At 65.0% G+C, this 13416-nt stretch carries 12 protein-coding genes; 6 read left to right on the top strand and 6 right to left on the bottom strand.

The genetic code is table 11. The annotated features are described in order from the left end of the window. The first annotated feature begins 44 nt into the window (after positions 1-44). From ABE459_RS02160 to trmA, 3 genes are all read left to right on the top strand, one after another. Positions 45-1265: an MFS transporter gene (locus tag ABE459_RS02160; protein ID WP_323833089.1), complete on the top strand. Its 1221-nt coding sequence runs from the start codon at positions 45-47 to the stop codon at positions 1263-1265. A gap of 293 nt (positions 1266-1558) precedes the next feature. Further along, positions 1559-2854, top strand: coding sequence for an NCS2 family permease (locus tag ABE459_RS02155; protein ID WP_153788673.1), 1296 nt, complete (start codon positions 1559-1561; stop codon positions 2852-2854). Further along, entirely contained in the window at positions 2851-3936 is a 1086-nt protein-coding gene (gene trmA, locus ABE459_RS02150) for a tRNA (uridine(54)-C5)-methyltransferase TrmA (protein WP_323833091.1), read from the top strand. The genes ABE459_RS02155 and trmA overlap by 4 nt, the downstream gene beginning before the upstream one ends. Before the next feature lie 84 nt (positions 3937-4020). Here the strand turns inward: trmA and pcaG are convergent, their stop codons facing one another. Continuing rightward, on the bottom strand, positions 4021-4626 hold the full coding sequence (gene pcaG / locus ABE459_RS02145) for a protocatechuate 3,4-dioxygenase subunit alpha (protein ID WP_323833093.1): 606 nt from the start codon (positions 4624-4626) through the stop codon (positions 4021-4023). An 11-nt stretch (positions 4627-4637) separates the two neighbouring features. Then, entirely contained in the window at positions 4638-5357 is a 720-nt protein-coding gene (pcaH, locus tag ABE459_RS02140) for a protocatechuate 3,4-dioxygenase subunit beta (RefSeq protein WP_125465610.1), read from the bottom strand. Positions 5358-5559: 202 nt separating this feature from the next. Here pcaH and ABE459_RS02135 point away from each other — a divergent pair, with 202 nt between their 5' ends. Further along, positions 5560-6450, top strand: a complete 891-nt coding sequence (locus ABE459_RS02135; RefSeq protein ID WP_125465611.1) for a neutral zinc metallopeptidase — start codon at positions 5560-5562, stop codon at positions 6448-6450. A 239-nt stretch (positions 6451-6689) separates the two neighbouring features. Next, on the top strand, positions 6690-8609 hold the full coding sequence (locus ABE459_RS02130; protein WP_323833095.1) for a methyl-accepting chemotaxis protein: 1920 nt from the start codon (positions 6690-6692) through the stop codon (positions 8607-8609). Between the two features lie 79 nt (positions 8610-8688). Here ABE459_RS02130 and ggt read toward each other — a convergent pair whose 3' ends face one another. The 3 genes from ggt to ABE459_RS02115 all read right to left on the bottom strand — a co-directional run bounded on the left by ggt (position 8689) and on the right by ABE459_RS02115 (position 12101). Next, on the bottom strand, positions 8689-10356 hold the full coding sequence (ggt, locus tag ABE459_RS02125; protein WP_323833097.1) for a gamma-glutamyltransferase: 1668 nt from the start codon (positions 10354-10356) through the stop codon (positions 8689-8691). Positions 10357-10465: 109 nt separating this feature from the next. Next, entirely contained in the window at positions 10466-11371 is a 906-nt protein-coding gene (locus tag ABE459_RS02120; protein ID WP_125465614.1) for a LysR family transcriptional regulator, read from the bottom strand. A gap of 139 nt (positions 11372-11510) precedes the next feature. Beyond that, positions 11511-12101 carry an NAD(P)H-dependent oxidoreductase gene (locus ABE459_RS02115; RefSeq protein WP_125860468.1) on the bottom strand — a complete coding sequence of 197 codons (591 nt, stop codon included), beginning with the start codon at positions 12099-12101 and terminating at the stop codon, positions 11511-11513. 177 nt (positions 12102-12278) lie between these two features. Here ABE459_RS02115 and ABE459_RS02110 point away from each other — a divergent pair, with 177 nt between their 5' ends. Further along, the gene (locus tag ABE459_RS02110; protein ID WP_323833099.1) at positions 12279-12593 is read left to right on the top strand and encodes a putative quinol monooxygenase; all 315 of its coding nucleotides are present in this window, start codon (positions 12279-12281) and stop codon (positions 12591-12593) included. On the opposite strand, the gene ABE459_RS02105 is transcribed toward ABE459_RS02110, so the two are convergent. After that, positions 12583-13347: a sulfite exporter TauE/SafE family protein gene (locus ABE459_RS02105; RefSeq protein WP_323833101.1), complete on the bottom strand. Its 765-nt coding sequence runs from the start codon at positions 13345-13347 to the stop codon at positions 12583-12585. The genes ABE459_RS02110 and ABE459_RS02105 overlap by 11 nt on opposite strands. Positions 13348-13416: the final 69 nt, after the last annotated feature.

The raw sequence follows: 13416 nt of genomic DNA, 5'->3' as shown, positions 1-13416 counted from the left end.
GCTACTCTGCAGACCCCTCTATTGCCGAGGTTACAGGCCTGCCGATGTCCGACTCCGCCCCGCAATTGCTGCGTCATCACCGCCCTTTCATGGCCTTCTGGCTGGCCCGCGTCTTCACTGCCAGCGGCTTCCAGATGCTCACCGTGGCGATCGGCTGGCACCTCTACCAGTTGACGGGCAATGTGCTCGATCTGGGCCTGGTCGGGCTGGTGGAATTTGCCCCGCGCGTGCTGTTCATGCTGCACACCGGGCACGTTGCCGACCGCTATGACCGGCGCAAGGTCGCCGCGCTTTGCCAGACCTTGCAGGCGCTGATCGCCCTGGCATTGGCCCTTGGCAGTGTCACTGACAACGTCAGCCGCGAGCTGATCTTCGTGCTGGCCTTCCTGCTCGGCGCCACCCGCTCGTTCGAGATGCCGGCCACCCAGGCGCTGCTGCCCAACGTGGTGCCGCCGGGGCTGTTCCCGCGGGCGGTGGCGGCGTCGGCCTCGGCGACCCAGACCGCGACCATCGTCGCCCCGGCGGTGGGCGGTTTCCTGTATGCCTTCGGCAGCATCTGGGTGTATGCCCCGACCGTGGCCCTGTATGTGATCGCCTGCCTGCTCATGCTCAGCCTCGACGCCCGCCAGCAACCACTCCAGCAAGGCCGCGCGAGCTTTGAGTCGCTGCTGGCCGGCATCCGCTTCATCCGCAGCCGCCCGGACATCCTCGGCGCCATTTCGCTGGACTTGTTCGCCGTACTGCTGGGCGGCGCCACCGCGTTGCTGCCGGTGTTCGCCAAGGACATCCTGCTCACCGGCGCCTGGGGCCTGGGCCTGCTGCGTTCGGCCCCGGCGGTGGGCGCGCTGCTGATGTCGCTGTGGCTGGCGCGCTTCCCGGTGGAACGCAAGGTGGGCCTGGTCATGTTCACTGCGGTGGGGGTGTTCGGCGTGGCGACCATCGCTTTCGGCTTGAGCACCTCGTTCTGGTTCTCCCTGGCGGTGCTGGTGGTGCTGGGCGCGGCTGACATGATCAGCATGGTCATCCGTGGCGCCTTCGTGCAGCTGGAGACCCCGGATGAAATGCGCGGCCGGGTGAGTGCGGTGAACGGGCTGTTCATCGGCGCCTCGAACCAGCTCGGCGAGTTCGAATCAGGGCTCACCGCGCACTGGTTTGGCACAGTGCCGGCGGTGGTGCTCGGTGGTGTCGGCACCCTGGTGGTGACCGGGGTGTGGATGAAACTGTTCCCGACCCTGACCCACCGCGACCGGCTGCATAACGGTTGACCGGTTGCCTGTGCCGGCCTCTTCGCGGGTAAATCGCATCGGCGCACCGCCGCTCCCACAGGTATTGCACAGGGCCAAGAGGCCGCGCGATCCCTGTGGGAGCGGGTTTACCCGCGAAAGGGCCGGCACAGGCTACGGAATGCCCTCTCCCCAATGGCCATAGGCCCCCGCCCCCCATGCTGGTATGATGCGCGGCTTTTTTGCCCCCCACGCAAAACCGCGGCATCCGGTACGGTCTGTGCTTTGCTGTTGGGGACGATACATTCACGGCGCGAGGCGCCCTGGGAGCAGGCATGCTGGAAAGGCTGTTTCAACTAAAGGCACACAACACCAACGTGCGCACCGAGATTCTCGCGGGCGTCACCACCTTCCTGGCCATGGCCTACATCCTGTTCGTCAACCCGAGCATCCTCGGCGAGACCGGCATGGACAAGGGCGCGATCTTCGTCGCCACCTGCCTGGCCGCGGCCATCGGCTCGGTGACCATGGGCATCATCGCCAACTACCCGATCGCCCTGGCGCCGGGCATGGGCCTGAACGCCTTCTTCACCTACACCGTGGTCCTGCACATGGGCCACACCTGGCAGGTGGCGCTGGGTGCGGTGTTCCTGTCCGCCGTGCTGTTCTTCCTGCTGTCGATCTTCCGCATCCGCGAATGGATCGTGAACAGCATCCCGCTGCCGCTGCGCTCGGCCATTGCCGCCGGTATCGGTCTGTTCCTGGCGCTGATCGCCCTGCATAACGCCGGCATCGTCGTCGATAACCAGGCCACCCTGGTGGGCCTGGGCGACCTCAAGCAGCCAGCGCCGATCCTCGCCACCCTGGGCTTCTTCCTGATCGTCGCCCTCGAGGCCATGAAAGTCCGTGGCGCAGTGCTGATCGGTATCCTCGCGGTGACCATCGCTTCGATCGTACTGGGCGTCACCCCGTTCGCCGGCGTGGTTTCGATGCCGCCGTCGCTGGCACCGACCTTCCTGCAGCTGGACATCAAGGGCGCACTGGACGTCGGCCTGATCAGCGTGATCTTCGCCTTCCTGTTCGTCGACCTGTTCGACAACTCCGGCACCCTGATCGGCGTGGCCAAGCGCGCCGGCCTGATGGGCAAGGACGGCCACATGCCGAAGATGGGCCGCGCCCTGATCGCCGACAGCACCGCCGCCATGGCCGGCTCGCTGCTGGGCACCTCGACCACCACCAGCTACATCGAATCCGCCGCCGGCGTCAGTGCCGGTGGCCGCACCGGCCTGACCGCCATCGTGGTCGCCGTGCTGTTCCTGCTGGCGCTGTTCTTCGCCCCGCTGGCCGGCAGCGTGCCCGCCTTCGCCACCGCCCCGGCGCTGCTGTTCGTCGCCGTGCTGATGGCCTCGGGCCTGGCCGAGATCAACTGGGATGACGTTACCGAAGCCGCGCCGGTGGTGGTCACCGCCCTGGCCATGCCGCTGACCTACTCGATCGCCAACGGCATCGCCTTCGGCTTCATCGCCTGGACCGCCATCAAGCTGCTGTCCGGCCGTCGCCACGACCTGAACCCGGCGCTGGTGATCCTGTCCATTCTGTTTGTCATCAAGCTGGGCTGGTTCAACGCATGAGTGCCGTTTTCGACCCTACGCAATACGACGCGCAGCTGGCGACCAAGGTCGCCCGCCTGCGTGAGCTGCTGGCGCCGTTCGCGGCGCCCGAGCCTGCAGTGTTCGACTCGCCGCGCGAGCACTACCGCCTGCGCGCGGAGTTTCGCCTGTGGCGCGAGGACGGCCAGCGCCATTACGCGATGTTCGCCCCGGGCGAGAAGCACAAGGCGATCCTGATCGACGACTTCCCTATCGCCAGCCAGCGCATCAACCAACTGATGCCGCGCCTGAAGGCCGCCTGGCAGGGCAATGAGGCGCTGAACAACCGCCTGTTCCAGGTGGAGTTCCTCACCACCCTGGCCGGCGATGCCATGGTCACCCTGTGCTACCACCGCCCGCTGGACGACGCCTGGGAAGCCGCCGCGCAGCAGTTGGCCACCGAGCTGAATGTCAGCGTCATCGGCCGCTCCAAGGGCAAGCGCCTGGTGATCGGCCGTGACTACGCGGTAGAGAAACTGGACATCGCCGGCCGCACCTTCAGCTATCGCCAACCCGAAGGCGCGTTCACCCAGCCCAACGGCGCGGTGAACCAGAAGATGCTCGGCTGGGCCTTCGAAGCCATGGGCGAGCGCGACGACGACCTGCTGGAGCTTTACTGCGGCAACGGCAACTTCACCCTGCCGCTGGCCACCCGTGCCCGCCAGGTGCTGGCCACCGAGATCAGCAAGACCTCGGTCAACGCCGCGCTGCACAACCTCGACGAGAATGGCGTGGACAACGTGCGCCTGGTGCGCCTGTCGGCCGAAGAGCTGACCCAGGCGCTGAACGAGGTCCGCCCGTTCCGCCGCCTGGAAGGCATCGACCTCAAGGCCTACGACTTCGGCACCGTGTTCGTCGACCCGCCGCGCGCCGGCATGGACCCGGACACCTGCGAACTGACCCGGCGCTTCGAGCGCATCCTGTACATCTCGTGCAACCCCGAGACCCTGGCGCAGAACATCGCCCAGTTGCAGGACACCCATCGCATCGAACGCTGCGCGCTGTTCGACCAGTTCCCCTATACCCATCACATGGAAAGCGGCGTCCTGCTGGTTCGGCGCTGAAAGCATCGCGGGGCAAGCCCGCTCCCACGAAGGCCTTGCACAAGGCCAGTGGGAGCGGGCTTGCCCCGCGATGCGTTGCTCAGGTCAGAAGTCGAAGAACACCGTCTCCCCTTCCCCCTGGATACGGATATCGAAGCGATACGCCGTCTTCCCCTCCACTTCACAGCGCTTGGCAATCAGCGTCTCGCGCCGCTGCGGCTGTTCAATGAGGTTGAGCACCGGGCACTTCGCGTTCGCCTCGCCCTCGTCATCGAAGTACAGCCGGGTATGCAGGTGGATATTGATGCCCCGGGCAAACAGGCTGATGTTGATGTGCGGCGCCATCGGCACGCCCGCGGCGTTGTTCACCACACCCGGCTTGACCGTGTGCAGGGTCCATTCACCGGCATCGAAGGTGGTGGCGGTGCGGCCGAAGCTGTTGAAGACGTTCTCCTGGTTGTAGTCGTCCTGGTACAGGCCGTTGGCGTCGGCCTGCCAGATTTCCAGGAACGAATCACGCACCAGGTGGCCATTGCCGTCGTACACCTGGCCGATCAGCAGGATGTGCTCACCCAGGGCATCGGCCTTGGCCAGGCGGTTCCAGATTTCCTGGTCACGGGTCGGGTTGCCGGCCGCTTCCAGGGCCAGGCCGATGTGTACGTAGGGGCCGGCGGTCTGCGAGGGGGTTTCCGGCAGCAGTTCGATAGGCATGTCGGTGCTCCTCAGCGGTTTTCGAAGTGGGTCTGGCGCTGGCCGCGCAGGACGATGTCGAAGCGATAGGCCAGGCAATCCATGGGGTTGGCGTGGCTCATGTCGAGCCTGGCGATCAGCCGCTCGACCGCATCCGGGTTGGCGATCGACTTGACGATCGGGCACATCGGGATCAGCGGGTCACCCTCGAAATACAGCTGGGTGATCAGCTTGGTAGCGATCGACGGGCCGCTGACGGAGAAGTGGATATGCGCCGGGCGCCAGTCGTTGGGGCCGTTGCGCCATGGGTACGGGCCAGGCTTGATGGTGCGGAAGCTGTAGTAGCCGTCGCGGTCGGTCAGGCAACGACCGACGCCACCGAAATTCGGGTCCAGCGGCGCCAGGTAGCGGTCGTTCTTGTGCCGGTAACGGCCACCCGCGTTGGCCTGCCACATTTCCACCAGGGTGTTGGGCACCGGTTTGCCGTACTGGTCGACCACGCGGCCGGCGACGATGATCCGCTCGCCGATCGGCAGCCCACCGTTGTTGAAGTTCAGCAGCAGGTCGTGGTCATGCTCGCCGAAGCGCAGGTGGGAAAAGTCCGGGCCGGTGCTTTCGCTGATCGACTGCGGGATGCTCACCAACGCCTGGCGCGGCGAGCGGGCGACCGAGGTCTTGTAGTCGGGGGTGAAGGCCTTGGGGTGCCAGTTGCGATCACGGATCACGAAACGGCTGGTGTCCTGGGCAGGCATGCCGGTTACCTCTTTTGGAATTATGAAGTCGCCTGGGCGTGGCAGGCGGACTTGCAGTTTCCGGCAGGTACGACGGGATGAATATTGAATTCAGCGGTCATAGGCATAACCATTTGGTTATGCTCTTGCGCTTACCTCTACGGCCAGCGCGGCGCTGAACTAATCTTTTGACTTCATGTTTCAAAAAACTGGAGAGCAGCACATGGAATGGCGAAAAGGCCGACGCAGCGACAACGTGGTCGATGCCCGCGGCGAAGGTGGCGGTGGCGGCGGCATGCGTTTCGGCGGCGGCAAGGGCCTGGGGCTCGGTGCCATCCTGTTGATCGTCGGCATCGGCTGGCTCACCGGGCAGGACCCGCTGCAGATCCTCGGCCAGCTGGCCGGGCAGATGGACCAGCAGCAACAGACTGCCCCAGCCAATGTCGGCAGCAAGGCACCGCCCGCCAACGACGAACAGGCGGCGTTCGTCGCCTCGATCCTCGGCGACACCGAAGACACCTGGAAAGCCTTGTTCGCCCAGGCTGGCAAACAGTACCGCGACCCGAAACTGGTGCTGTTCAGCGGCCAGGTCAACTCGGCCTGTGGTTTCGCCTCGGCGGCGGTCGGGCCTTTCTACTGCCCGGCCGACCAGCGCGTGTACCTGGACATGAGCTTCTTCCGCGAAATGGAAACCCGCTTCGCCGCCGCCGGCGACTTCGCCCAGGCCTACGTGATCGCCCACGAAATCGGCCATCACGTGCAGACCCTGCTCGGGGTCTCGGCCAAGGTCGACGCCGCTCGCCGCAGCGGCCAGCGCCTGGAAGGCGACAATGGCTTGCTGGTGCGCCAGGAGCTGCAGGCCGACTGCCTGGCCGGCGTCTGGGCCTACCAGGCGCAAAAGCGCCTGAACTGGCTGGAGCCGGGGGACGTGGAGGAAGCCCTGAACGCCGCCAATGCCATCGGCGACGACCGCTTGCAGCAACAGGGCCAGGGGCGTGTGGTACCCGACTCGTTCACCCACGGCACCTCGCAACAGCGGGTGCGGTGGTTCAAGGCCGGGTTCGGCAGTGGCGATGTGAACCAGTGCGATACCTTCTCCAGCCGTAGCCTTTGATCATCGCGGGGCAAGCCCGCTCCCACGCTTTGGGGCGGTCCACCGCGTGGGAGCGGGCTTGCCCCGCGATGATTTCGAATAAACGCAAACGTTTTCAGGCAGTTACAAATCTGCTGAAAAAGCGTTTCAGCTTGCCCCTGCCCTGCCGATAACCCCTGCACGAATCAGCGGGGCTCCCACAACAATAACGCCCAGCGATTGAGATCAAGTGAGCGAAATCATTTTCTGGGAGAGCGTGCATGAACAGCTGGTTCGCCAACATCAGCGTCAACCTCAAACTCGGCCTGGGCTTCGGCCTGGTGCTGGTACTGACCGGCCTGCTGGCCCTGACCGGCTGGAACAGCCTGGGCAGCCTGATCGACCGCAGCAATTGGATGGGCGACATCGGCCAGCTCAACAAGGACCTGACCGACCTGCGCATCGCCCGCCTGCAATACATGATCGCCAACGGCGACGACGCAGCGGCGGCCAACACCCAGGCCAAGCTGGACGCATTCAGCAAGCAGCAGGAATACCTGGTCAGCACCTTCAAGAGCCCCGAGAACGTCAAGCTGCTGCGTGAGCTGGGCCAGACCATCAGCGAGTACAAAGTCTCGCTGAACAAAATGCGCACAGGCTACAAGGCCTCGCTGGCCGCCCGTGAAGTGATGACCGCCTCGGCCATCAAGGCTGACGAAGCCATGGACACCCTGAGCCAGGATGTCATGGCGCGCGCCGAGAGCGACAGCGTGCGCCTGGCCCAGTACCAGCTGATCAGCAAGGCGCGCCAGCAACTGCTGCAGGTACGCATCGACGTGCGTGGCTACATCGCCGACAACAGCGCGGCCAACGAGCAAGCCGCCCTGCGCCAGCTGGATGCCGCGCTGGCCGAAGCCGACAACCTCAAGGGCCAGCTGCCCAACGAAGCCACGCGCCTTCGCCAGTTCGAGCAATCGGTGCAGAGCTACCGTGACGCCGTGCGCCAGTTCCGCGACGCCGTGGCCAGCATCGCCACCGCCCGCGCCGAAATGACCGTGCAGGGCGCCGACATCGTCAAGCGCAGCGACGCGCTGTACCAGATCCAGCTTGAGCGCCGCGACATCGAAAGCGCCCAGGCCCGCAGCCTGCAGATCACCGCCACGCTGCTGGCACTGCTGGTCGGCGTGCTGGCGGCAGTGATCATCACCCGTCAGATCACCCGCCCGCTGCGCGAAACCCTGCAGGCCGTGGAGCAGATCGCCGGCGGCGACCTCACCCAGAACCTGCGCGTGACCCGCCGCGACGAGCTCGGCGTGCTGCAACAGGGCATCGGCCGTATGGGCACCACCTTGCGTGAACTGATCACCGGTATCCGCGACGGCGTCACCCAGATCGCCAGCGCAGCCGAAGAGCTGTCGGCGGTGACCGAGCAGACCAGCGCCGGTGCCAACAGCCAGAAGGTCGAGACCGACCAGGTGGCCACCGCCATGCACGAAATGGCCGCCACCGTGCAGGAAGTGGCGCGCAATGCCGAACAAGCGGCCTTTGCCGCGACCAATGCCGACGGCGAAGCCCGCGGCGGCGACAAAGTGGTGGGTGAGGCGATCAGCCAGATCGAACGCCTGGCCCAGGAAGTCAAACGCTCCACCGACGCCATGACCCTGCTGCAGCAGGAAAGCCAGAAGATCGGCAGTGTGATGGATGTGATCAAGTCGGTGGCCGAGCAGACCAACCTGCTGGCCCTCAACGCCGCCATCGAAGCTGCCCGTGCCGGTGAAGCCGGGCGTGGCTTTGCGGTGGTCGCCGACGAAGTGCGCGGCCTGGCCCAGCGCACCCAGCAGTCGACCGAAGAGATCGAAGGCCTGATCGCCAGCCTGCAGCACGGTACCCAGCAGGTCGCCGAAGCGATGAACGGCAGCCGCAGCCTGACCGACAGCAGTGTGGAACTGGCGCGCAAGGCCGGTGGTTCGCTGGAGAACATCACCCGTACGGTGTCGAATATCCAGTCGATGAACCAGCAGATCGCCGCCGCCGCCGAGCAGCAGAGCGCCGTGGCCGAAGAGATCAGCCGCAGCATCCTGAATGTGCGTGATGTGTCGGAGCAGACCGCTGCGGCCAGTGATGAAACCGCGGCCTCCAGCGTGGAGCTGGCGCGCCTGGGTGGTCACCTGCAGACACTGGTCAGCCAGTTCCGCGTCTGACCCACAAAAGCATCGCGGGGCAAGCCCGCTCCCACAGACCGTGGGAGCGGGCTTGCCCCGCGATCATTTCAACCCTGCCCTATTTGACGATCATCCCCACGCCCCGCCCACGCGGGTCGGAAGCGGTCTCCAGCTTCTCCCCGGTCACCCGGATCGCCTGGATATCGCCCATCTCCCAGCCCTGATCCTCCAGCACATAACCCATTTTCTTCAGGTCATCGGCCACCTTGCCGGTGAGCGGCGCATAGCTGTCGAAATAGATGGTGTCCTTGGGCAGCAACTGGTGGTGCACCCGCTGCGCCGCCACCGATTTCTCCAGCGGCATGTTGTAGTCATACAGGTTGTTCATCACCTGGAAGATCGAGGTGAAGATCCGCGAACCGCCCGGCGTGCCCACCACCAGCACCACCTTGCCGTCACGGGTCACCAGAGTCGGGCTCATGGACGAGAGCATGCGCTTGCCGGGGGCGATGGCGTTGGCGTCACCGCCCACCACGCCGAAGGCGTTGGCCGCACCGGGCTTGGCGCTGAAGTCATCCATCTCGTCGTTGAGCAGGAAGCCTGCGCCCTTCACCACCACGCCGCTGCCGTAGTCGAGGTTGAGGGTGTAGGTGTTGCTCACCGCGTTGCCCTGTTTGTCGACGATGGAGAAGTGCGTGGTCTGGTGCGGCTCCAGGCCCGGCTTGACCTTATCGGTCTCGGAGATCGCGTTCGGGTTGACCTGCTCTGCGCGCTTGGCCAGGTAGTCCTTGGCGACCAGCTTGTCCACCGGCACCTGGGTAAAGGCGGGGTCACCCAGGTAGTCGGCGCGGTCGGCGAACACGCGCTTCTCGATTTCGGCCAGCAGGTGGATGTACTTGGCCGAGTTGTGCTCGACGCCCTTGAAGTCGGCCGCACGGTCTTCCTTGATGCCCAGCAGCTGGGCCAGGGCGACGCCGCCAGAGCTCGGCGGCGGCGCGGTGTAGACCACGTTGCCGCGCCAGTCGATGGCCATCGGGTTGCGCCACAGCGCCTTGTAGTCCTTGAGGTCTTCCTTGGTGATCAGACCCTTGTCGGCCTGCATCTGCGCCACCAGCAGGTCGGCGGTCTTGCCCTGGTAGAACTCGCTGACGCCCTTGTCGGCGATGCGCTCCAGGGTCTGCGCCAGCTCCGGCTGCTTGAACAGCTCACCCACCTTCATGCTGCCGAAGTAATCATTGAAATTGGTGGCGGTCTTGAACAGGCCCTGGGCGTCGTCGCGGTACTGGTACTGCTTCTGGGCAATCTTGAAGCCGTTCTTCGCATAGCCGATGGCGGGGGTGAGCAGCTCGCTCCACTTGAGCTTGCCGAACTTCTGATGCGCCTCCCACAGGCCCATCACCGTGCCCGGCACGCCGGCTGCGCGCACGCCGACCAGGCTCAGGTTCTCGATCACCTCGCCCTTGTCATCCAGGTACATGGTCTTGGTGGCGGCCTTGGGGGCCACTTCGCGGTAGTCGAGGAAGTACGGTTTGCCGTCGACGAACAGGGTCATGAAACCACCGCCGCCGATGTTGCCGGCCTCGGGGTAGGTGACGGCGAGGGTGAAGGCCGTGGCGACGGCGGCGTCCACCGCGTTGCCGCCCTTCTTGAGGATATCGGCGGCCACCTGTGCGCCATATTGATCAGGCGCGGCCACCGCGCCGCCTTCCAGCGTCACGGCAAAAGCAGAGGAACAGCTCAGGATCGCGGCCCCGAGGGCCAATGACTGGAACATGACAAGACGCATGGGCACTTCCTTGGTGTTGTTTTTGTTGATCAGTCATTAAGGCCGAAGCGCTCCGACTAAGCAAACACCGTAGGAAATTTCCGCCGCCGACGGGCAGCAGTTGTCGCATTCAGGCAACTGCGCAGGCGTACGCCGCCAGCTTGGCCTGGATGAAATCAAGGAAGCACTGAATGCGCAGGGCCAGCTGGGTATTGCGGTAGTAGACCGCATTGATCGGCTGGCGATAGCCGTTGTTGTGCTCCGCCAGCAGCACCTGCAGGCGGCCGGCACGGATGTCTTCGTGGGTCATGAAGTGCGACAGGCTGACGATGCCTTCCCCGGCGATGGCCAGCTGGCGCAGGGTCTCGCCGCTGGACGCGAGCAACTGCGGGCGGATCGCCCAGCGCTCGCCCTGGGCGTGGCGCAGCGGCCACTGGTTGAGCGACTCGGGGGAGCTGAAACCGAGCAGGCAATGCTCGGCGAGGTCCTCGACGTTCTGCGGGGTGCCGTGCCGGGCCAGGTACGCAGGGCTGGCGAGCACCTGCACCGGGCTGCAACCCAGCGCCCGGGCATGCAGGCTGGAGTCGGCCAGCTCACCGATGCGGATGGCCACGTCGGTGCTCTGCTCCAGCAGGTCGATGATCAGGTCGTCGGTGTTCAGTTCAAGTTCGATATCGGGATACTGCTGACGGAACTCGCTGATCCAGGGCAGGATCGCGTGCAGCATGAACGGCCCGGCAGCATTGATGCGCAGGCGCCCGGACGGGGTCTGGCGGTGCATCGACAGGCGCTCTTCCATGTCGTCCATCTGCTCGAGGATCTGCCGCGAACGCTCGAGGAAGAAGCGCCCTTCTTCGGTCAGGTCCATGCGCCGGGTGGTGCGGTTGACCAGCGTGGTGCCCAGCTTGCCCTCCAGGCGCGACAAGGTGCGACTGACCGCCGACGGGGTCTGGCCGATCTGCTCGGCAGCGGCGGAGATCGAACCGCAGTCGATGACGGCGACGAATACCTGGAGTTCTTCGGAGCGGGTTTTCACGCGGGGATGGCCTTGGTGGGGGATCGCATTGATAGATAGCGTTTGGGCGGCAAGCGCGCAAGCCTGCATAACCATCGCGGGGCAAGCCCGCTCCCACGCAATCTTGTGGGCGCGGGCTTGCCCCGCGATCAGGCACCTATCACTCGGCCTTGCCGAACACCGCTTGCAGATGCTGCTCATAGGCCGCCAGCGCCGCCGGCACATCCGGCCGCTTCATCACATCCACCGCCAGGAAGGTCGGCAGCCCGGTCATGCCGAGGAACTGGTTGGCCTTGTGGAACGGGAAGTACACCGCGTCCACGCCCTTGCCTTCAAAGAAGTCAGCCGGGTCATCGAACGCCTGCTGGGGTGCGTTCCAGGTCAGCGACAGCATGTACTGCTTGCCATGGATCAGCCCGCCGCTGCCGTACTTCTGCGAAGCGTCCGAGCGGGTACGGCCATCGCTGGCATACAGGCTGCCGTGGCCAGCGGTGAACACCTCGTCGATGTACTGCTTCACGGTCCAGGGGGCGCCCATCCACCAACCGGGCATCTGGTAGATGATCACATCGGCCCAAAGGAATTTTTCGACTTCTTCCCGGGCGTCGTAACCGCCATCGATGAAGGTTTGCTTCAGGTCGAAGCCGGCGCGGTCCAGATGGGCCAGGGCAGCCTCGTGCAGGGTCTCGTTGAGGCGACCGTCGGAATGGGCGAATTGCTTGCCGCCGTTGAGCAGAAGAATCTTTTTCATGGTGTGCCTCGAAGGGTTGGTACCGGCGACCGGGTCAATTGGATGGCGGCAGATTAGGCAGTCGCGGGCGGCGGATAAAGCCGGGGCACGGCAAAATACATTTGCCTGCAAATCACGAATTACCAGCCAATTATTGCCTTAGAATCTGTTCACCATCTCATCCACAGAGGCCTCACCATGAGCGAGCAGTTTGCTTTCATCCTCCAAGCCAAGACCCGCCCGGAAATGTCCGATGCCTTCGAGCAACTGTTCCGCCCCTACGTGGAGCCGAGCCGCCAGGAGCCGGGCTGCATCGAGTACCACATGCTGCGCGACAAGGAAGACCCGAGCCTGTTCCTGTTCTTCGAGGTGTGGGCAGACAAGGCGGCACTGGACGTGCACTCGGCCCTGCCGCACATGGCTGAATTCTTTGAAAACCGCATGAAATACCTGGAGCGCGACTTCGATTTGCAGATGATCGAAATGCTCAGTGCCTCCTCCGCTAACCGTTGATCAGCAGGTGCCCGCCGAGCAGCGCCAGGCCGATGAAAAAGCAGCGCCTGAACAGCGCTGCACTGATACGGCTGCGAAGCCAGGTACCGGCGAGCATGCCCAGCAACGCCGGGGCCAGCACCAGCAATGAGGCACCCAGCGCCTGGCCGTCCAGTACCTCCTGGCCGGCCAGGCCGATGGCCAGCGCCAGGGTCGAGACGGTGAACGACAGGCCCAGGGCCTGGACCATCTCGTCTCGGCTCAGGCCGAGGCTCTGCAGATAGGGCACGGCGGGCATCACGAACACCCCGGTGGCAGCCGTGACCACTCCCGTTACCAGCCCGCACAACGGGCCCAGCCAGCGCTCGTGATGCCGCGCCAGGCGCAGGCCCGGCCCGATCAGGCCATACAGGGCGTACACCACCAGCGCACCACCCAAGGCGTGGGCCGCCCAGGGGCCACTGTCGATCCCCAGCCAGCGACTGCCCAGCAAGGTGCCGACGAAGATCATCAGCAGCACCCCGCCCAAGCGCTGCATCAATGCCTGCAGATGCCCGCCTGCCGCCAGCTGCCACAGGTTGGTCAGCGTCGAGGGCACGATCAGCAGCGCCGCAGCCTGCGCCGGAGGCATAGCCAGCCCAAGCAGGCCCATGGCGATGGTCGGCAACCCCAGGCCGATGACCCCTTTGACCGCGCCGGCCAGCAGGAAGGTGAGCACCACCAGCAGCGTCAGTGCCGGGCCGATGTTCTGGTAAAACGCGAAAAATGTATTCATGGCGCCATCCTGACCTGGCCGCGCAGGCCTGAAAATTCGCCATATACTCAGCCAGACTTTTGCCAGGAC

The organism is Pseudomonas sp. TWI923, assembly GCF_039673365.1.
Lineage (GTDB): Bacteria > Pseudomonadota > Gammaproteobacteria > Pseudomonadales > Pseudomonadaceae > Aquipseudomonas > Aquipseudomonas sichuanensis.
This window is presented reverse-complemented; position numbering and strand designations above follow the sequence as displayed.